The sequence below is a fragment of the Nonomuraea marmarensis genome (assembly GCF_043197025.1).
GTDB lineage: Bacteria > Actinomycetota > Actinomycetes > Streptosporangiales > Streptosporangiaceae > Nonomuraea > Nonomuraea marmarensis.
Genome location: NZ_JBICRM010000042.1, coordinates 12,730 through 30,950 on the forward strand (window position 1 = coordinate 12,730; position 18,221 = coordinate 30,950).

The window sequence follows — 18,221 nt, forward strand, 5'->3', positions numbered from 1 at the left end:
TGCTATTTGTTCCGGAACTGCTCGGCCACCGAAATCACGTACTGGCCGTAGGCGGAATTCCCCAGTGCGACGCCGAGCCGGTGGCAGTCCTCGGCGTCGATGTAGCCCATGCGCAGGGCGATCTCCTCCAGGCAGGCGATCCGGACGCCCTGCCGCTGTTCGAGGAGCTGGACGTACTGACCGGCCTGCAGCAGGGACTCCGGCGTCCCCGCGTCCAGCCAGGCGAAGCCGCGGCCGAGGTGGACCATCTTCGCCCTGCCGCGTTCCAGGTAGGCGCGGTTGACGTCGGTGATCTCCAGCTCGCCGCGGGCCGAGGGAGTGAGGTTCTTGGCGATGTCGACGGCGTCGCCGTCGTAGAGGTAGAGGCCGACGAGGGCCAGGTTGGACCGGGGGGAGGCGGGCTTCTCCTCGATGGACAGCAGCCGTCCGTCGACGTCTGCCTCGGCGATGCCGTACCGGTGCGGGTCGCTGACCGGGTAGCCGAACAGCACGCAGCCGTCCACGTCGCGGCACGCCTGCCGGAGCAGCTCCTGGAAGTTGTAGCCGTGGAAGACGTTGTCGCCGAGGACGAGCGCGACCGGCTCGTCGCCGATGTGCTCGGCGCCGATCAGCAGGGCCGCGGCGATGCCGTTCGGCTCGGGCTGCTCGGCGTAGGAGATGCGCAGGCCGAGATGGGAGCCGTCGCCCAGCAGCCGCTGCAGCTGGGGACGGTCCTCGGGCGTAGTGATCAGCAGGATGTCGGTGATGCCCGCCAGCATCAGCACTGACAGGGGGAAGTAGACCAGCGGCTTGTCGTTGACCGGCAGGAGCTGCTTGGAGACCGCCAGCGTGGTGGGCAGCAGCCGGGTGCCTCTCCCTCCGGCGAGCAGGATGCCCTTCATCGCGAACCCGTCCTTTCTAGATGGCGGTCAGTGCGCGGCGGCTGAACAGGGCCAGCGCCGCGCCCAGCAGCAGGACGGCCATCCCGGCCAGCACGGCGAGCTGGGGCAGGACCGCGACGAGGCCGGTGCCGGGCTGGGCCAGCGTCAGCAGCGCGTCCATCCCCCAGGCGTGCGGGAAGAAATGACCGATGGCGTTGATGACCTCGCCCGACGACTCGCGCGGCCACAGGCAGCCGCCGAACATGCCCAGGACCACGCCGAGCGGTGGGCCGATCGCGGGGGCCTGGTCGGGCGAGCGCAGCAGCGTGCCGACCAGCAGCGCGGCGCCGGTGGCCACCAGCGAGAACACCACCACGACGGCCGCCACCCCGAGCGGGTCGCCCCACGAGACGCCGAACAACAGCGCGCTGACCACCACGATCAGCACGGCCTGGGCGAGCGCCACGAGGAAGCGGCTCAGCGCCTCGCCGAGCAGCACCGACCGGCGGCGTACGGGGGCGGTGAGCGCGCGCTGGAGCATGCCGAGCCGGCGGCTCTCGACCAGGGCGGCGGCCACGGCCATGGAGTTGATGAAGGTGAACAGCAGCAGATTGGCGGGGGCGGTGTAGGCGAAGCCGCGGGGATCGGCGGTGGCGGCGGCCGAGTCGGCCACGGCGACCCGGCCCGACTCCGCCTGCGCACGGCGTACGAACTCGGCGGCCTGGGCCGGGGTGGCGCCGGCCGTCGTGGCCGCCCTGGTGGCCTCCTGGACGGCGGCCACCCGGCCCACCGCGACGTCGATGGCGCTGCGGGCGGCCAGGCCGCTGCCGTTGGTCTGGGTCATGACGAGTTCGAGCCGGGTGGAGCCCGGCGGGATCACCAGCCCGGCGGCCATCGAGCCCGCCCGCACGCCCGAGCGCAGCTCCGCCGCCGAGTCCACCGGGGTGATCTCCAGGTCGGGGCGGCGGCGCAGCTCGGCCAGCAGGGCGGTGGTGACGGGGTCGGAGCCGTGGGCGACCACGCCGACGGGCAGCCGGTCCGTGACGTTCCCGATGGCCATCCCGACGAAGACGATGGAGACGAACGGCATGACCACCATGAAGAACAGGCCGACCCGGTCGCGGGTGTGCCGCCGCAGGTTGGCGGCCACCAGCGCCAGGACGGGCCGAGGACTCGCGGTCACAACAACATTCCCTTCTTCAGCCCGAGCACGGCCAGCCCGCCCGTGACCAGCGCGATCGCGCACAGGACGGCGATCGGCCCGGCCACCGCGGCCAGGCCCGCGCCGGAGCCGGCCAGCTCGGTCAGGGCCGTCGAGGTCCATCCGTTCGGGGTGAGCAGCGCGGCGGCCTGCAGCACGCCGGGCAGGCTGTGCATCGGTACGAGGCTGCCGCCGAGGAAGGCCATCACGAACGAGACCACCATGATCACGCCGTCGGCCTGGGCGTCGGTCCTGACCCGGCTGGCCACCAGCATGGTGATCGCCGTCGCGGCCAGCACGTGCGCCAGCAGCACCACGAAGACCGCCAGGGGGTCGCCCCAGGTCGCGCCGGAGACGAGGAGGGAGGCCGCCCAGGTGACGCAGACGCTGACGAGCGCCAGCGTGAAGCCCACGACCGCCTTGCCGGCGAACGGCACCCAGACGGCCAGCGGCCCGGCGCGCATCCGGTCGAGCGTGCCGAGCTTGCGTTCGGTGAGCAGGCCCCGGAATGAGGCGCCGACCACGAAGAAGGCGAACAGCGCCGCCATGCCGGAGCCGTAGTAGACCGAAAGGTCCACCTTGCCGCCGGACAGCGGGTCGTCGGCCAGCGCCAGCGCGGGCCCGGCGGCGCCGTTGCGCTCCACCAGTTCCTTGACCTCGTCGCCGGGCGTTCCGGCGAGCAGCACGGCCCGTACCGCCAGCGTCCTGGCGTCCACCAGGGCCGAGATCCGGTCCACGACGGCCCTGGCCACCACGCCCGCCAGGGGAGACCTGGGCGAGGTCAGAACGGCCACGTCGCCCCCCTTACCGTCCCCCACGCTGCGGCTGAACCCGGCCGGGAAGACGATCGCCGAGCCGATCTCGTCGGCCTCCAGAGCCCGCGCCGCCTGCTCCCTGCTGGACAGGTCGCGCAGCGTCACGCTGCCCCGCAGTTCCTCCGAGGCCAGCACCTCGCGGCGCACGCCGGCCGGGAACTCGCCGCCGTCCAGGTCCACGAACCCCACCGTCGCCCGCAGCGGCGGGTCGTCCCCGCCGAGGGCCAGGCTGAACAGCGTGGCCAGCGTCACCGGGACGATCAGCGCGATGACCAGGGCGGTGCCGTCGCGCAGCCGGGTGCGCAGTTCCAGCGCGCTCACCGTGACGAGTGCTCTCCACATGGTCAGTCCCTCAAGGTGCTGCCGGTGAGGTGCAGGAATGTGGCCTCCAGGTCGGGCTCGATGACCTGGGTGGCCGTCACGGTGGCGCACCCCTCCACGGCGGTGATGAGCGAGGGCAGCAGGTACCTGCCGCCCTCGGTGATCAGCCGGAGGGACGTGGCGCCGGTCCTGGCCGCCTCGATGACGCCCTCGACCGTGCGGAGCTTGGCCAGGGCGCTCTCCACGTCGCCGTCGAGCGACAACTCGACCTTGTCGGCGCTGCCGACCAGGGAGATCAGCTCGTCGCAGGTGCCGTCGGCGATGATCCGGCCGTGGTCGATGATCGCCACGCGGTCGCAGACGCGCTCGACCTCCTCCATGTAGTGGGAGGTGTACAGCAGCGCCATCCCCTCCTCGACCAGGCGTTCGACGCCGTCGAGAATGGCCTTGCGGCTCTGCGGGTCCACGCCCACGGTGGGCTCGTCCAGGATCAGCACCTCGGGCCGGTGCAGGAGCGCCGCGCCGATGTTGATGCGCCGCCGCATCCCGCCCGAGTACGTGGTGAGCTTGCTGTCGGCGCGGCCCGCGAGGCCGACCAGGTCGAGCACCTCCTCGATCCGGCCGGCCACCTCGCGGCGGGGCAGGCCGAAGAGGCGGCCGAAGAAGCGCAGGTTCTCGCGGCCGGTCAGGTCGGGGTAGAGGGCGATCTCCTGGGGGACGTAGCCGATCTTGGCCTTGGCGCGCATCGGGTCGGCGGCCAGGTCCACGCCGCCGACGGTGACGCTGCCCGCGTCCGGGCGCAGCAGGCCCACCAGCATGGAGATCGTGGTGGTCTTGCCCGCGCCGTTGGGGCCGAGCAGCCCGTACGCCTGGCCGGGGGCGATGGCGAAGCCGACGTCCTGGACGGCGACGAGATCGCCGTACCGTTTGCTCAGTCCCCGGCAGGAGAGCGTGGCCGTCATAGCCGCCATCCCCGCGCGTCCGACGGGTCGCCCTTGTCGGCGGTGTTGGCGGCGAAGTGCTGGCGTTCCAGGTCCACTCCGAGGAGGTAGTCCAGGGGGGTGTTGCCGTGGACGCGGTTCCACGACACGTGGTTGTCCAGGGCGTCGTCGCCGCCCCACCCCTGGGAGGAGCTCATGACGAAGGCGGCGCCCATGACCGACTCGCCGCTGGGGTGGTTGTCGTGGATGTGGTTGTCCACGACAACCACCCGGTGCGTGCCGATCAGCGCGAGGCCGACGCCCGAGATCGGCGGCCCCGCCGCGCCCAGCCCGTCGGGCTCGGCGCCGCTGGCCAGCCCGTTGCCGTGCAGGTCGTTGCCCGCTATGAGGCAGTCGGTGACGCCGCCGTCGGGCTCGCCGTCGTAGACCTGGTTGAGCAGCATCATGCCGATCGCGTTGCCGTGGCAGGTGTTGCGGACGGCCCTGACGCCGGAGGAGTTGTCGATGAAGACGCCGAAGGCGTTGTCGTGGGTCTCGTTGCCGGCGACCAGGTGGTCGGACAGGGGGCAGAAGCTGAGGGCGGCGCCGCCGTACTGGCTGCCGCGGGCGCGGCAACCGGTCACCCGGCAGGCGGTGGACTCGCGCAGGTAGACGCCCCAGACCCCGTTGTCCTCGGCCGCCACCTCGTGGAGGGTGACGCGGTCGACCGAGTGGGCGTACACGCCCGCGCCGGAGAAGCCCCGCACCGTCAGTCCCTCGACGCGGACGTCCGACACGGCCTGGCCGTACACGGTCACGCCGCTGACCACGTCGGCCGTCGCGTCGTGCAGGCTGGGCACGTCGGGCGGCACGCCGTCGCCGGGAACCAGGACGGTCCTGCCGAGGCCCGCGCCGGTCAAGGTCACGCCTGAGTGCCTGATCCAGACGCTCTCGGCGTAGACGCCCTCGGCCAGCACGATCCGGGCGCCCGGCCCGGCCTCGTCCAGCGCCCGCTGAATCGACTCTCCGGGCGCGACCGATCTCATCATGACGGGATCCCCTCTTCCTCGGCGTAGACGATCGCCAGCGACACGAACAACCCGTCGCCCTCCCCCCACCTGGCGGCACCCGCCGCCGTGCCCGCACCCGGGCGGAGCCGTTCGAGGGCGGCCCGCGCGCTGGCGCCGCGGACGGCGTAGGTCGCGCCTCCGGTCAGGGACAGGCCGGTGGAGGCGCTCAGCTCTCCTGCCGCCTCCTCCAGCAGGCGGGCGGGCCAGCCGTCCGGCGGGGCCGCCACGGCCTCGAAGTCGTGCCAGGTGAAGCCGGGCGGACGCAGCCCCACCGCTTTGATCAGGCTCTCTTTGACGGAGAAGGCGGCCACGCCCGGCCCGAGCTCCCGCTCGGCGGGGGTGGTGAGGTGGCGGGTGAACACCTCGCCGCCGCGGGCCGCCGCCCTGGCGAGCCGGTCGGTGTCCACGATGTCCACACCCATGAGGACAGCGGGCGCGCTCATGTGAGCGCTCCGGCGCAGCGGGTGACGAAGGGCTCCAGGGCCGCGGTGTACCGCTCGGCGCACTCGACCATGGGGATGTGGCCGCTGTCCTCGACGACCAGCACCTCGTTGTCCGGGTACGCGGCCAGCAGCTCCAGCCAGGAGTCGACCGGGGTCATGCGGTCGTGGCGGCCCCAGACGTACAAGGACGGGCACTGGACCCGGTCCAGCGCCGGCTTGACCTGGTACCTGCGGGTGGCCTTGATGCTGCGGGCCATGCTCACCATGGACTCCGGGCGCTGCAGCAGGGCACCGGCCTCGGCCATCCGCTCGGGGGAGAAGTGGCTGCGTCCGCTGTGGAACAGGGCGGCCACCATGCGCTCGCCGAAGTCGTCGCCGAACGGCCGCACGCTCCCCCGCCGATCGAAGCTCAGCCCCACGTCGGGGTCGGCGGTCAGGCCGGGGGCGCCGCTCACCACGATCCCGCGCACCCGGTCGGGACGGCGGCCCGCCAGGTCGATGGCCACCAGGCCGCCGAGCGAGTTGGCGCACACGATGGCGTCCGTCACCCCTGCCTCGTCGCAGGCCAGCAGCAGCGCGTCACCGAGCCGTTCGATCGACCCGGCCACCTGGCGGTCCAGGGCGCAGATCGGCTCGTTCGTACGGAGCACCGGCCACCTGTCGGCCGCCAGCCGGTGGAAGGGGTGGTCCCAGATCCAGCCACCGGCGAACAGCGCGGACATGAACACCACGGCCGGCCTGCCGTCGCCGGGCAGGTGCTCGGCGGTGAATTCCATCATCAAGTCTCCAGTTGCTCGGTGGGGACGATCACGGGGGGTGGTTGCAGGCGGCGGTCACAGGGTGGAGGCGGCGTCCGGTGTCCAGCCGCAGCCGCAGGCCGCGTCCGTGCCCACCGCCACGACCGCCGAGCAGTCGGGACAGCGGGCGAAGTCGCGCGCGGTGACGGGATGCCAGACGCTGGTGTGGACGCGGGTGCACAGGCCGCCCTTGAAGAAGCGGCGCATGGCCCGCTGGTGCGGCCGGGCGTGGATGGCGCGCACCGACTCGGGCCGGTCGAAGGCGCTCAGGGTGAACTTGCGGTCGCCGATGTCGAAGGTGGTCACGCCGAGGAAGCCGCGGGCGGCGCGCAGCGACTTGACGATCTCCACGCTGAGCAGGTCCACGTCGGCGGCCTCGGCGTCGTCGCGGACCTCCAGCCAGGTCAGGACGAGCGCGCCGGGGCGCTCGGTGCGGCCGGTGGCGGCCCTGGCGCTGACGCCGAACTCGCGGGCCTCGTCGGCCCCGGGCACGAACCTGGCCGTGTAGCCGAGCGCCTCGGCCAGCGCCAGCCGGTCGAATCCGCGCCGCACGTGCGCGCCGTTCCCGTCGACGGTCACCAGGTCGGTGCCGCTCACGGTGATCGCGCCGCCGGTGGCGGGCATGCCCAGGTAGGCGTCGCGGTGATCGGCCCTGAGCGTCCAGGAGACGACGGCCGCGTCCTGGTCGCCGACCACCCGGTCCACCTCGAAGCGCAGGTTTCTGAACCGGGCCAGCACCGCGGCCGCGTGCGCGGTCAACGCCGGGCCCTCGAGCACGCCACCGGTGTCGGGATCGGAGTAGGTGACGGCCGTAGCGGCGACCGCGCCGGGATCGCCGTCGCGCCACGCCTGCAGGTGGTCCTCCGCGAGCTTCCTGGCGTCCATCGTCACCTGTCCTCGTCTTCCGGCAACCGCACGGAGTCCTTCGGCAACCGCACCAGGTCCTCCGGCAGCCGCGCCGAGTCCTCCGGCAGTTGCGCTGAGCGGAGCGCCACGGCGAGGGCGCGCTCACCCGTGTGGCTGAGCGAGATCCGGATCTGCTCGCCGGAGCCCGCCAGTTCGGACAGCTCGCCGTTCAGGCGCACGGCCGGCGGGTGCCCGTCGAGGCAGGCCGCGCCGCCCCGGCAGGCGGGGGTGGGCTGCGACAACACCTCCACCTGGCCGAGCCGCTCGGCGGTGGGCGGCAGGCCGAGCAGGCGCAGCACCGCGTGCTTGCCCGCCAGCCGTCCCGCCCAGTGCTGCAGGGTGCGCCCGCCGGCGGACCTCATCCGCTCGGCCCGCGTGAAGACCTCCTCCAGCGGCGCCTCGCCGAGCAGGTCCTGCGGCCGGGTGAGCCCCGCGTAGCCGACCACGGCGCTGCCCCAGCGGTTCACGCGGCCACCGCCCTGGCCAGGCGGCGCAGGGTGCCGGGGTCGGACATGCTCAGGCAGCGGGCCTCGGCGCGGCGTGACAGCCCGGTGAGGACCTTGCTGTCGCCCACCTCCACACCGGGGGCGCTCGCCTCGATCGCGGTGACCGTGCGGGTCCACAACACCCGGCCGGTGAGCTGGGCGATCAGGGCCTCCCGCAGCATGGCCAGGTCGGTGGTGGGCTCGCCGGTGACGTTGGGGACGACGGGTACGCGCGGCTCCCGCATCGGCGCGCTGCGTACCGCCTCCGCCCAGTCCGGCACGGCGGCGGCCATCAGCGGCGAGTGGAAGGCGTTGCCGACCTGGAGCGGCACGATCTTGGTGGCGTCAGTAGCGAGCGACGTCAGCCGGTCGAGCGCGGGCAGCGCTCCCGAGACCACCACGTGGCCTGGCGCGTTCTCCAATCCCACCACGACCGGCTCGCCGGGGGCGGAGGCGGCCGCGGCCAGTTCCTCCACCCGTTCGATCGGCAGGCCCATCACCGCACGCATGCCGCCCGTCACGCCGACGCCGGCCATGAGCCGCGAGCGCGTCTCGACCAGCCGGACGGTCTCGGCCAGGTCCAGTACGCCGGCCGCGTGCAGCGCGCTCAGCTCGCCCACGCTGTGCCCGGCCACCATGGCGGCCTCGTAGCCCTCCTCCTCCAGTACGGCCAGCGCCGCGAGGTTGCAGGCCGTCACCGCCACCTGGGCGTGCTCGGTGGCGACCAGCCGGTCGATGGGCCCTCGGGCGCACAGCGGGGAGATCGGCCGCGAAAGCAGCGTGTCGACCTGGTCGAGCCGCTCCCTGGCGACGGGCCTGCGGCGCAACCACGCGCCCATCCCGACGCGGACGGTCCCCTGTCCTGGAAAGAGATAGCCGAGCATCAAACGTCCACTCCCTTCGCGGCGGCCGGCTACAACCGGCGCCGCGGTCGCCGTTCCTCGTGCGCGGGCCGCTCCGTGCCGAGGAAGCCGAGCAGCAGCTTGTTGACCTGGTCGGGGGCGTCGAGTGGCAGCCAGTGACCGGCGTCCTCGACCCGCTCGTACCGCCAGGGGCCCTTGACGAACTTGCCGGAGCCGGCCATGCCCTCCTCCAGCAGCGCCTTGTCCCCGCTCCCCCAGATGCCGAGCGTCGGGGCGAGCACGGGCGGGAAGGGCCGCGCCGGGCGCAGCTCGGCGGCGGGCGAACGGTTGGCCCGGTACCAGTTCAGCCCGGCGGTCAGCGCGCCCGGCCTGGCCAGGTCGCGCAGGTAACGGTCGTGGTCGCCGTCCCGCCCCATGATCTCTTTGAACAGCCGCCAGCCGTTGCGGCGCAGCAGCTCCTCGCTCACGCCGGGGAACTGGTAGAAGAGCATGTACCACGAGGCCGCCCGCTGCTCCAGCGAGGGCGTGGCGAACACGCCGGGGTGGCCGACCGATAACACGGCCAGGTGGTCGATCCTGCGGGGCATGAGGAAGGCGTACATCCAGGCGATGGCCGCTCCCCAGTCGTGGCCCACCACGTGCGGCCGCTTGACGCCGAGCTTGATGGTGAGGGCCACGATGTCGTTGACGATGGTCTGCATGCCGTACGCCTCGACCTCCTGCGGCTTGCCGGAGTCGCCGAAGCCGCGCAGGTCCGGCGCGATGACCCGGAAGCCGCCCTCGACGAGGGCGGGGATCTGGTGCCGCCACAGGTAGGAGGAGTCGGGGAAGCCGTGCAGCAGGACGACGGCATCGCCCTCGCCCTCGTCCACGTAGGCCAGGTCCACGTCGTTGACGCGCGTGGTCTTCTTCTCGGTCATGCTGTCTCCCTGAACAGCCGCTCAGCGAAGAACTCGCTGAAGCCGAACTCCGGTACGTCCTCGGGGGCGACCATGTTGAGCAGCCCGGTCACCTGCGCGGCGAAGTTCTTCGCCATCAGCCTGCGCACCCGGCGCCGGCGTTCCAGCGCGGCGGGACCGAACTCGACGTGCAGCCTGCTCACGATGGAGGCGCCGAAGTCCAGCCGCTCCAGGCGGAAGTCCCGCTCCTCCACGTAGGGGGTGAACGCCTCGGGCGACCAGTCGCCGGAGGCCAGCAGGATGTCGCAGACGGTCCTGGCGTCGCGCATCGCGCAGGACAGGCCGGTGCCGAGCACGGTGTCGGCGTTGCCCGCCTCGTCGCCGATCAGCACCACGCCCTCGGTCAGCGGCGGCCCCTCCGGGACGCTGGACACCGACGGCCACACCGACAGCGGCCCGGCGGGAACGGCCTGGGTGACCGCCTTGCCCCGGTCGGGCAGGCAGTTGAGCTCGAACGCGGCCAGGAACCGCTCGACGCCGCCCGGTCCCCGGTAGCGGTGCTTGTTCACGGTGGGGAAGTTCAGGTAGAGGCGGGCGCGGCCGTACCCCTGGGGGAAGACCATGAACATGACGTCGCCCTCGGTGCCCATGGCCTGCACGTCCTGCGGCCAGTCGTCCAGGCCCTCGACCATCATGCCGCCGCCCCAGTGGTGCATGGAGTTGCTCATGGTGACGCCGACCTGGCGGCCGACCGTGCAGCCCCGGCCGGTCGCGCCGAGCACGATGCGGGGCCGCAGCTCGTGCGCACCCTCGGGGGTCCAGTACGTCACCACCGGCCGGCGACCGGGTACGACGCCGATCTTGGAGGCGTCCATCACCAGCTGCGCGCCGCCGGCCACGGCCTGCTCGGCCATCAGCTCGCACACGCTGTGGTGCGGGAAGGACAGCGGGCCGCCGATGCCGGGGATGAACCTGGTCATGTCCACCGCCTCGACCTCGTCGTCGCTGACGGACTCGTCCCAGGTCATCCACTCCCGGATCTCCCAGCCGCCCCCGGCCGAGAAGCAGTCGTAGACGCCCAGCCGCTGGGCCTCCCTGATCCCCCAGGGCGCCAGCCACTCGCCGCGTACCAGGTCCTTGTAGCCGTCCTGCTTCTCCAGCAGCACCACCGAGAGCCCGCCGGCGACCAGTTTGCAGGCCGCCGACGCGCCCGAGATGCCGCCGCCGACGATGACGACGTCGGGCTGTTCCGGTCGTTGGGTCACGTCCCCCACCTCTCCCAGTAGGTGCGCTCCTTGGCGCTGTAGCGGTCGGCGGGGCGGAAGTCGGTGCCCACCGTGTACGCGACCGGGATCATGCACACCTGCGTGACCCCGGAGGGAATCCCGAGCAGCCGCCCCACCTCGCGTTCGTGGGGCACGTGCAGGCAGGTGATGGTGCTGCCGAGGCCCCGGCTGCGCAGGGCGAGCTGGAAGGACCAGATGGCCGGGAAGATCGAGCCGTAGAAGATGCTGGCGCGCGTCTCGCCGTGCTGGACGAGGTGGCCGGGGTCCTCGTCGACCTTGTCGGCCATCCGGCCGCGCCAGGCGGCGTTGATCGCCGCGATGTCCGGCGGGCGGCCGAGCACGCACGGGATCACCAGTGCGGGCACGGTCGCGATGGTCTCGGTGAGCGCCTGCGCCGAGGCGTGGTTGCGGCGGGCCTGCGCGTCGTGGCGCCGCCGCCCCGCCCTGGTCCAGATGTCGTTGAGGTGGAACTGCCACGACGAGCGGATCAGCTCGGCCAGCCTGGCCTTGGCGGCGGTCTCGGTGATCACCAGCCAGCGCCAGTTCTGGTGGTTGTTGGCGGTGGGCGCCTGGACGGCGACCTCCAGGGCCTCCTGGATGACCTCCCGGGGGACGGGCCGCTCCAGGTCGAGGCGGCGGCGTACGGACCGGGTGGTGGTCAGCAGCCGGTCGGTCTCGGCGACGTCGAAGGGCGGGGCGCTCATACCGCCCCCAGCAGCACGGCGCCGCGTACGGAGCCGTTCGCCGCGGTCAGGGCCAGCGCGTGGCGCACCGGGCCGGACAGGTCCGGCTTGGTCACGTAGGAGGCGAGGTCTCCGGCGAGCGGGGTGGTGAGGCCGGTCAGCGCGGGCGCGATCCGCTCCCGCACGGCCAGCGCTCCCATGGCGATGTTCATGGCGCCGGTCGCCGCCTGGCAGTCGCCGGTCAGTGCGGCGGTGCTGGTGAGCAGCGCCCCCGGTGCCCTGTCGAGCACGGCGGCGACCTCGTCGCCGTCCGCCGGCAGCCCGGTCCCCGTCCCGATCACGAGCCCCGGTGCCTGCCCGTCGAGCAGCGCGAGGCTCCGCCTGACCGGCTCGGCTCCCTCGCCGCCGGCGTGCCGGGTGCCCTCCACCCGTGCGTACGGCCTGCCGCCCCGCTCCGCGCAGTGCTCGGCCGACTCGATCACGAAGGCCACGGCGGCCGATCCCCGCACGGGCTCGGCCGACCCCTCGCCGTACGGCACCGGCGTGGGGGTCTCGTCCGCGTCGTACGACGGCTGGGGCGCGGCGGTCTCGTCGGCGGCGACGACCACGACCACCTCCGCCTTGCCCGCCCAGATCATCTCCAGCGCGCAGTCGAGGGCGATCGAGGCCGACGCCCCGCCGTTGCAGATCGTGGTGGTCGGCCCGCGCAGGCCCAGGGTCTGGCAGACGGCGCCGCCGGTGGCGTTCAGCACCACGTTCGAGAAGCTGAGCACGGCCGGTTTGTTCGGGTTGACGGCGATGCTCTCGTCGAACCCGCCGGTGCTCTCGGCCGACCCGGCCCCGGTGGCGAACACCAGGCCCACGTCGTCCAGCGCCTTCCTGGGCAGCTTCAGCCCGGCGTCCTCCCAGGCCAGCCGGGAGGCCGCGATGGCCATGCGGGACAGGTGGTTCATGTGCCGCCACAACGAGCGCGGGGCGAACGTCCGGCCGTCCAGCGACGGCGGCCGGCCGGGCGCCTGGCGGCCCGCGGCGACGGCCTCGCTCACCTCGGCGATCCCGGTGCCGACGCCGGTCACCGGGCCCAGGCCGGTGATCACGGCCTCGCGCCGGGGCAGCTCCTCGTGCCGGCGGGGGCCGCGGGGCCGGGTCAGCACGAGCGAGACGTTGTTGCCGCCGAAGGCGTAGTTGTTGGAGACGACGGTGTCGATGGGCATCGGCCTGGCCTCGTTCGGCACGAAGTCCAGGTCCGTCACGGTCTTGTCGTCGAAGCCGATCGTGGGCGGGGCCGTGCCGTGGCGCAGCGCCAGCACGCTGGCCACCGCCTCCACCGCGCCCGCCGCGCCCAGCGTGTGGCCGACGAAGGACTTGATGCTGCTGGTGGGCACCTGCCCGGCCCGCTCGCCGAAGACCAGGCGCATGACCTTGGCCTCCATGGCGTCGTTGGCGGGGGTGCCGGTGCCGTGGCCGCTGACGTAGTGGACGTCGCCGGGGGTGAGACCGGCGTCGGCGAGCGCCCGCCGTACCGCGCTGGACCCGCCGCGGCCGGTGGGGTCGGGAGCGGTGGCGTGGTAGGCGTCGGCGGACAGGCCGTAGCCCGCCACCTCGGCCAGCGGGGTGGCGCCTCTGGCCAGGGCCAGGTCCAGCGGCTCCAGCAGCAGGAACGCCGCGCCCTCGCCGAGGTTGAGGCCGTCGGAGTGGCTGTAGGGCCGGCAGGGGCCGGTGCTCAGGGCCTGCAGCCCGGCGAAGCCCGCGTAGGTGCCGAACAGCAGCGGATCGACGCCTCCCGCCAGGACCGCGTCCGCCTCGCCGGTGAGGATCTTGTCCTTGGCCAGGCCGACGGCGTTGCCCCCGGCGGCGCAGGCGGTGGACACCAGGATGCGCGGGCCGCGCAGGCCCAGCCGCCCCGCCACCACGTCGCCCGTGCGGTGCATGGGCTGGTAGCGGCCCACGGCGTCGGGGGTCGCCTGGCACTTGCCGAGGATGATCCCGAACCGCTCCTGGCCGGGCCCGCCCTCCGTCAGCCCCGCCTGCTCGATCGCCTGGCGGGCGGCGACAAGGGCGAGCTTGGCCGTACGGTCGTAGTGGGCGTCCGAGGGCGGGAGCTGGTCGTCGATCCACTCGTCGGGCACCTGGCCCGCGTGCCGAGCGGTGAACACGGCGAACGCCTCGTCCTCGATCGGGGTGAGTCCGCCCTGGGCGGTGGTGAGCCGGCTCCAGAACTCGGCGAGGTCGCGTCCGGCCGCGCAGATGATGCCCAGGCCGGTGACCACGACGGGCCGCAGCGCCATGCTTGTCTCCTTCTCAGCGCGCCGGCCGATCAGATGATCGGGATGCTCCAGCTCTTGGGCACGATGTAGGGGCTGGTCAGCGTGGTCACGGGCAGGCCGCCGACGGTGAGCTCCAGCCCCGCCGCCGCCAGGTCCTGGTCCACCCTGGCCAGGCCGAGGGTGGCGTCGAGCCCGACGCTGTGGACGGCGTACACGATCTCGCCGATGTCCTGGCCGCCCGCCTGCACGCGGGTGCCTGGCGCCGGGACGCCGGTGCAGCCGGTGAAGCCGACCGTGCGCCGCCCGCCGCCGCTCTCGAACGCCTCGACCACGGCGTCCTTGCCGACGAACTCGTCCTTGGTGATGTCCACCAGCCAGTTGGCGCCGATCTCGATGACCGTCGCGCCGGGGGTGGCCTCGTGGCGCGGGATCGGCTGGCGTACCTCCAGCATGGCCAGCTCCAGCGCCTCCAGCCCGGCTGCCTGCGCGTGCTCCAGCGACCGGCGCCACAGGTCGGCGGCGGCCTCGATGGGCACGATCATCTGGTAGCCGTACTCGCCGGTCAGGCCGGTCCTGGCGAAGACGATCTCCAGACCGTCCCAGGTGGTGTCCACCACCGACTCGAACGGCAGCGCGGCCAGCTCGCCGTCGATCAGGCGGCCCACCACGCCCCAGGCGTACGGGCCCTCCAGGCCCAGGACGGTCAGGTCGCCCGAGCGGTCGATGATCTCGACGCCCTCCTCGCTGCGCGCGAGCAGGTGCTCCAGCAGCCGGGTGCCCGCGCCGCAGGAGCTCTCCAGCAGGATCCCGTCCTCCCTGCCGAAGGCGAGGACCTGGTCCACGACCTGGCCGGACTCGTCCAGGACGAGGCTCATCATGCAGCGGTCGGAGGTGAGGTACTCCACGTCGCGGGCCAGCTGCCGCTGGGCGAAGTCCACGGCGGCGGGGCCGGTGATCTCGATGAGCCGGTGTCCGCTGAGGTCCAGGAGGGCGGCGCGCTCTCTCAGCACGCCGTACTCCTCCGAGAGTGAGGAGAAGCGCAGGGGCACGGTGGCGTCGCCCACCTCGCCGTACACGGTGTCCTCCGGATGCGTGGTCGCGAGGACGCTTGCCATGTTCACACCTTTCGCACAGAGCGTTGGAACGCCGGATCGGCGATCGTGAGGTTTCCTTCGGCGGCGACCTGTCCGTCCACCCGGGCCGAGACCCGGAACTCGGCGAACCCGCCGCCGCCCGCGGTGCGCTCGGCCGTCAGGGTGACCTGGTCGCCGGGGACGATCGGGCGGCGGAACCGCATCGACCTGACCCCCGCCAGGTAGCTGATCTCGCTGGCTCCGGCCAGGGCGAAGACCACCCCGGAGAGCTGGGCCATGGCCTCGACGATCACGACCCCCGGCAGCACCGCCTCGGAGGGGAAGTGTCCCTGGAACCACAACTCGGTCCCGGCCACGTTCTTGGTGGCCGTGCCCTTGACCCCCGGCTCCACGGAGCCGATCCGGTCGAGCAGCAACATCGGCCACCGGTGCGGCAGCACCTGGCGGATCTGGTCGTGCGTCAGCCCCGTGGCCGCCGGCGCCTTCTCGGCGACCGTCATACCGTCGCCCGCAGCGCCGGGCTGACCTCGTCGGCGAGCCGCGACACCGAGCCGAACACCGACATCTCGCTGTCGTAGAGTGCCACGCCGAACTCGGCCTCGATGGCCACGTAGAGTTCGAGCACGTCGAGGCTGTCGAGTTCGAGGCCGCGGCCGAACAGCGGCTGGTCGTCGGTGATCCAGTCCGGCTCGATCTCCAGGTCCAGTCTGGACACGATCATCTTCTTGATCTGGCCGCAGGTCTGCTGGCGCTCGGCGGCCTTGGCGCGCAGTTCGTCGATGGTCATGCGTTCTCCTTGTGACGAGGTGGGGCTCAGCCGAGGCCGCCGCCGTGGGCGACGACCACGGAGCCGGACATGTACGAGGCCTTGTCCGAGGCCAGGAAGCTCACGATCGAGGCGATCTCCTCTGGCCGGCCCATGCGGCCCAGCCGGATGCGGGACTCGTACTGCTTCTTGAGGTCCGCGGGGACCTTGCGCGTCATGTCGGTGGCCACGAACCCGGGGCACACCACGTTGGCCCGCACGCCGTGCGGGGCCGCCTCATTGGACAGCGCGTGGGTGAAGGCGATGATCGCGCCCTTGGAGGCCACGTAGTTGGTCTGGCCGGGGAAGCCCCCGTCGAGCCCGCTGGAGGAGGAGAGCGTCACGATCGCCCCGCTCCGCTGGTGCTGCATCAGTTTGAGCGCCTCCCTGCAGGTCAGGAAGGTGCCGACGAGGTTGGTCTCGACCGGGGCGCGGAACTGCTCCAGGCTCATGGCGATGAGGTAGCGGTCGAACGTGACGCCGGCGCTGGTCACCAGCACGTCGAGGCGTCCGTGGTCGGCCCGCACACCGCGGAACATCCCCCGTACGGCCTCCTCGTCCGTCACGTCCGCCTGCACGGCTGTCGCGCTGCCGCCCTCCTCCTCGATCTGGGCGACGACGTCCTTGGCGTCCCCCGCGGACCGCGCGTAGTTCACGATGACGTGGGCGCCCTCCCTGGCCAGGTCGAGCGCGACGGCCCGGCCGATCCCGCGCGACCCGCCGGTCACCAGCGCCACGGCGCCCTGCGCAAACAGCATCATGGTCTCCAGGAATTCGACAATCGCCGATTGACTTAATCTGGATCTGCACCGCATAAGCTACTAAGTAGGTGTATCACTGCTGTATCACGCGGTTATCCACGCATTGACCAGAACAATCGCGATATATCACCCTGGGCATCATGAAGGAGCTCGATGTCGAAGTTTTAGTGGTCGGCGGCGGACCGGTGGGGCTTTGTGCCGCCATCGAGCTCTCCCGTCACGGAATATCGACCCTGCTGGTGGAGCGGCACTCGGGCACATCGCTTTTCCCGAAGGCCCGGCTCATCACCACCAGGACAATGGAGCTCTTTCGCGCCTGGGGGATCCAGGAGGAGGTGGAGGGCGCGGGCATGCCGCGCGAGGAGTACCTCGCGGTGGGCGTGGGCAGCTCGCTGACGGCCGACGACTTCGTCCGGTCGGCGGCGGCGCTGAACAGGGACGCCCCGCAGAGCCCCACCTACACCTCTCTGTGCGCGCAGGACCTGCTCGAAGTGATCCTGCGGCGGCTCGCGGAGTCGCTGGCCGACGTCAGGTTCGCCACCACCATGACCGGGATGAGGTCCGACGGGGACGGCGTCGAGGCGGTCGTCTCCGACTCGGCCGGCGAGACCCTGGTGCGCTGCCGCCACCTGGTGGCGGCCGACGGCAGCCGCAGCGGCATCCGGGACTCCCTCGGCATCACCACCGAGGGCCCGCCGCCGCTCGGCCACATGATCAGCATCATGTTCGAGGCCGACCTCGGCTTCCTGCCCGCCGACCGGCGGGCCGCCCTGTCCTTCCTGCGCGACCCGCCCTGCGCCGTCGAGGCGGTGGACCACGGGCGGCGCTGGATGGTGCAGACGGGTTACGACCCTGAGGAGGGCGGCAGCCCCGCGGACTTCACCGAGGAGGTGTGCCTGCGCGCGGTGCGGGACGCCGTCGGCGTACCCGGCCTGCCGGTCACCATCCTGGGCGTGATGCCGTGGCTGCAGCAGGTCATGCTCGCCTCCGCCTTCCGCTCCGGCCCGGTCTTCCTGGCCGGGGACGCCGCCCACGTGGCGACCCCGCAGGGCGGTTTCGGCATGAACTGCGGCATCCAGGACGCCCACAACCTGGCCTGGAAGCTGGCCGCCGTACTGCGCGGGAGGGCCGGGGAAGGGCTGCTGGACACGTACGCGGCCGAGCGCCGTCCGCTCGCCGGGCGCACCGTGGACGAGAGCCTGACCAACGCCCTGATCACCTTCCGGATGATGGAGGGGCGGCTGTCGATGAGCGAGGCCATCCAGCGGCAGGCCGACCGGCGCAGCTCGGAAGGGCTGGTGCTGGGCTTCGCCTACTCCTCCGCCGCCGTCGTCCCCGACGGCACCCCGCCGCCGTCGCCGGCGGACCCCTACCGCACGTACGTCCCGACCGCCCGCCCCGGCCACCGCGCCCCCCACGTCTGGTTGTCGGGCCACCGGGGCCAGGTGTCGACGCTCGACCTGCTCGGCCCGCGTTTCACCCTGATGACCCCGGCGGGCAGCGGCTGGCTCCACCAGGCCGCCTCGGTCACCGGCGTCCCGCTCACCGCCGTGGAGATCGCCGACGAGGACACGACCGCCGCGCTCACCTCCCCGACCTGGGCCAAGGAATACGGCCTCGGCCCACGCGGAGCGGTTCTCATCCGCCCGGACGGGCACGTCGGCTGGCGCACGCACGAGGACACCCCCTCGGCGGACACCCTGGTGACCGCTCTGGACACGATCCTGTCCCGGCACTGACCGGCT

19 protein-coding genes are annotated in these 18,221 nt (G+C 72.6%); 1 reads left to right on the forward strand and 18 read right to left on the reverse strand.

The features are described from left to right. Nucleotides 1-2: 2 nt before the first annotated feature. Genes rfbA through ACFLIM_RS43175 form a run of 18 tightly spaced genes read right to left on the reverse strand, consistent with a single transcriptional unit; the run spans nucleotide 3 to nucleotide 16,476 of the window. A complete protein-coding gene (gene rfbA / locus ACFLIM_RS43090) occupies nucleotides 3-881 on the reverse strand; it encodes a glucose-1-phosphate thymidylyltransferase RfbA (RefSeq protein ID WP_393175299.1) in 879 nt (292 codons plus the stop codon). 16 nt (nucleotides 882-897) lie between these two features. Further along, a complete protein-coding gene (locus tag ACFLIM_RS43095) occupies nucleotides 898-2,043 on the reverse strand; it encodes an ABC transporter permease (RefSeq protein ID WP_393175301.1) in 1,146 nt (381 codons plus the stop codon). Next, nucleotides 2,040-3,218, reverse strand: a complete 1,179-nt coding sequence (locus ACFLIM_RS43100; protein ID WP_393175303.1) for an ABC transporter permease — start codon at nucleotides 3,216-3,218, stop codon at nucleotides 2,040-2,042. The genes ACFLIM_RS43095 and ACFLIM_RS43100 overlap by 4 nt, the downstream gene beginning before the upstream one ends. A 2-nt stretch (nucleotides 3,219-3,220) precedes the next feature. After that, nucleotides 3,221-4,159 carry an ABC transporter ATP-binding protein gene (locus tag ACFLIM_RS43105; protein ID WP_393175305.1) on the reverse strand — a complete coding sequence of 313 codons (939 nt, stop codon included), beginning with the start codon at nucleotides 4,157-4,159 and terminating at the stop codon, nucleotides 3,221-3,223. Beyond that, nucleotides 4,156-5,166 (reverse strand): right-handed parallel beta-helix repeat-containing protein, encoded by a 1,011-nt coding sequence (locus ACFLIM_RS43110; protein ID WP_393175307.1) that lies wholly within the window; start codon nucleotides 5,164-5,166, stop codon nucleotides 4,156-4,158. The genes ACFLIM_RS43105 and ACFLIM_RS43110 overlap by 4 nt, the downstream gene beginning before the upstream one ends. Next, on the reverse strand, nucleotides 5,163-5,630 hold the full coding sequence (locus ACFLIM_RS43115) for a hypothetical protein (protein WP_393175309.1): 468 nt from the start codon (nucleotides 5,628-5,630) through the stop codon (nucleotides 5,163-5,165). Before ACFLIM_RS43115 ends, ACFLIM_RS43110 begins: the two co-directional genes overlap by 4 nt. After that, complete coding sequence (locus ACFLIM_RS43120) at nucleotides 5,627-6,409, reverse strand: alpha/beta fold hydrolase (protein ID WP_393175311.1); 783 nt, start codon at nucleotides 6,407-6,409, stop codon at nucleotides 5,627-5,629. Before ACFLIM_RS43120 ends, ACFLIM_RS43115 begins: the two co-directional genes overlap by 4 nt. A 54-nt stretch (nucleotides 6,410-6,463) precedes the next feature. Continuing rightward, entirely contained in the window at nucleotides 6,464-7,312 is an 849-nt protein-coding gene (locus ACFLIM_RS43125; protein WP_393175313.1) for an ester cyclase, read from the reverse strand. 2 nt (nucleotides 7,313-7,314) lie between these two features. Next, nucleotides 7,315-7,800 carry a phosphopantetheinyl transferase gene (locus ACFLIM_RS43130; RefSeq protein ID WP_393175315.1) on the reverse strand — a complete coding sequence of 162 codons (486 nt, stop codon included), beginning with the start codon at nucleotides 7,798-7,800 and terminating at the stop codon, nucleotides 7,315-7,317. Further along, on the reverse strand, nucleotides 7,797-8,702 hold the full coding sequence (locus tag ACFLIM_RS43135; protein WP_393175317.1) for an ACP S-malonyltransferase: 906 nt from the start codon (nucleotides 8,700-8,702) through the stop codon (nucleotides 7,797-7,799). Before ACFLIM_RS43135 ends, ACFLIM_RS43130 begins: the two co-directional genes overlap by 4 nt. Nucleotides 8,703-8,731: 29 nt before the next feature. Then, entirely contained in the window at nucleotides 8,732-9,601 is an 870-nt protein-coding gene (locus ACFLIM_RS43140) for an alpha/beta fold hydrolase (RefSeq protein WP_393175319.1), read from the reverse strand. Continuing rightward, on the reverse strand, nucleotides 9,598-10,845 hold the full coding sequence (locus tag ACFLIM_RS43145) for an FAD-dependent oxidoreductase (RefSeq protein WP_393175321.1): 1,248 nt from the start codon (nucleotides 10,843-10,845) through the stop codon (nucleotides 9,598-9,600). The genes ACFLIM_RS43140 and ACFLIM_RS43145 overlap by 4 nt, the downstream gene beginning before the upstream one ends. Further along, nucleotides 10,842-11,570, reverse strand: coding sequence for a nitroreductase family protein (locus ACFLIM_RS43150; protein WP_393175323.1), 729 nt, complete (start codon nucleotides 11,568-11,570; stop codon nucleotides 10,842-10,844). Before ACFLIM_RS43150 ends, ACFLIM_RS43145 begins: the two co-directional genes overlap by 4 nt. Then, on the reverse strand, nucleotides 11,567-13,837 hold the full coding sequence (locus ACFLIM_RS43155; protein ID WP_393175325.1) for a beta-ketoacyl synthase N-terminal-like domain-containing protein: 2,271 nt from the start codon (nucleotides 13,835-13,837) through the stop codon (nucleotides 11,567-11,569). Before ACFLIM_RS43155 ends, ACFLIM_RS43150 begins: the two co-directional genes overlap by 4 nt. 29 nt (nucleotides 13,838-13,866) lie before the next feature. Then, nucleotides 13,867-14,931 carry an aminomethyl transferase family protein gene (locus tag ACFLIM_RS43160; RefSeq protein ID WP_393175327.1) on the reverse strand — a complete coding sequence of 355 codons (1,065 nt, stop codon included), beginning with the start codon at nucleotides 14,929-14,931 and terminating at the stop codon, nucleotides 13,867-13,869. Between the two features lie 2 nt (nucleotides 14,932-14,933). Beyond that, complete coding sequence (gene fabZ / locus ACFLIM_RS43165) at nucleotides 14,934-15,410, reverse strand: 3-hydroxyacyl-ACP dehydratase FabZ (protein ID WP_393175329.1); 477 nt, start codon at nucleotides 15,408-15,410, stop codon at nucleotides 14,934-14,936. Further along, nucleotides 15,407-15,697 (reverse strand): acyl carrier protein, encoded by a 291-nt coding sequence (locus ACFLIM_RS43170; RefSeq protein WP_393175331.1) that lies wholly within the window; start codon nucleotides 15,695-15,697, stop codon nucleotides 15,407-15,409. The genes fabZ and ACFLIM_RS43170 overlap by 4 nt, the downstream gene beginning before the upstream one ends. A 26-nt stretch (nucleotides 15,698-15,723) precedes the next feature. Continuing rightward, the gene (locus ACFLIM_RS43175; RefSeq protein ID WP_393175333.1) at nucleotides 15,724-16,476 is read right to left on the reverse strand and encodes an SDR family oxidoreductase; all 753 of its coding nucleotides are present in this window, start codon (nucleotides 16,474-16,476) and stop codon (nucleotides 15,724-15,726) included. Between the two features lie 140 nt (nucleotides 16,477-16,616). Here ACFLIM_RS43175 and ACFLIM_RS43180 point away from each other — a divergent pair, with 140 nt between their 5' ends. Further along, nucleotides 16,617-18,215 (forward strand): FAD-dependent monooxygenase, encoded by a 1,599-nt coding sequence (locus tag ACFLIM_RS43180; protein ID WP_393175335.1) that lies wholly within the window; start codon nucleotides 16,617-16,619, stop codon nucleotides 18,213-18,215. The last annotated feature ends 6 nt before the right edge of the window (nucleotides 18,216-18,221 follow it).

Coding starts and splice junctions, on each gene's coding strand:
- fabZ (WP_393175329.1), bottom strand. CDS start 15,410: ATGACGGTCGCCGAGAAGGCGCCGGCGGCCACGGGGCTGACGCACGAC.
- ACFLIM_RS43110 (WP_393175307.1), bottom strand. CDS start 5,166: ATGATGAGATCGGTCGCGCCCGGAGAGTCGATTCAGCGGGCGCTGGAC.
- ACFLIM_RS43120 (WP_393175311.1), bottom strand. CDS start 6,409: ATGATGGAATTCACCGCCGAGCACCTGCCCGGCGACGGCAGGCCGGCC.
- ACFLIM_RS43180 (WP_393175335.1), top strand. CDS start 16,617: ATGAAGGAGCTCGATGTCGAAGTTTTAGTGGTCGGCGGCGGACCGGTG.
- ACFLIM_RS43105 (WP_393175305.1), bottom strand. CDS start 4,159: ATGACGGCCACGCTCTCCTGCCGGGGACTGAGCAAACGGTACGGCGAT.
- ACFLIM_RS43125 (WP_393175313.1), bottom strand. CDS start 7,312: ATGGACGCCAGGAAGCTCGCGGAGGACCACCTGCAGGCGTGGCGCGAC.
- ACFLIM_RS43115 (WP_393175309.1), bottom strand. CDS start 5,630: ATGAGCGCGCCCGCTGTCCTCATGGGTGTGGACATCGTGGACACCGAC.
- ACFLIM_RS43170 (WP_393175331.1), bottom strand. CDS start 15,697: ATGACCATCGACGAACTGCGCGCCAAGGCCGCCGAGCGCCAGCAGACC.
- ACFLIM_RS43135 (WP_393175317.1), bottom strand. CDS start 8,702: ATGCTCGGCTATCTCTTTCCAGGACAGGGGACCGTCCGCGTCGGGATG.
- ACFLIM_RS43100 (WP_393175303.1), bottom strand. CDS start 3,218: ATGTGGAGAGCACTCGTCACGGTGAGCGCGCTGGAACTGCGCACCCGG.
- ACFLIM_RS43140 (WP_393175319.1), bottom strand. CDS start 9,601: ATGACCGAGAAGAAGACCACGCGCGTCAACGACGTGGACCTGGCCTAC.
- rfbA (WP_393175299.1), bottom strand. CDS start 881: ATGAAGGGCATCCTGCTCGCCGGAGGGAGAGGCACCCGGCTGCTGCCC.
- ACFLIM_RS43175 (WP_393175333.1), bottom strand. CDS start 16,476: ATGATGCTGTTTGCGCAGGGCGCCGTGGCGCTGGTGACCGGCGGGTCG.
- ACFLIM_RS43160 (WP_393175327.1), bottom strand. CDS start 14,931: ATGGCAAGCGTCCTCGCGACCACGCATCCGGAGGACACCGTGTACGGC.
- ACFLIM_RS43150 (WP_393175323.1), bottom strand. CDS start 11,570: ATGAGCGCCCCGCCCTTCGACGTCGCCGAGACCGACCGGCTGCTGACC.
- ACFLIM_RS43155 (WP_393175325.1), bottom strand. CDS start 13,837: ATGGCGCTGCGGCCCGTCGTGGTCACCGGCCTGGGCATCATCTGCGCG.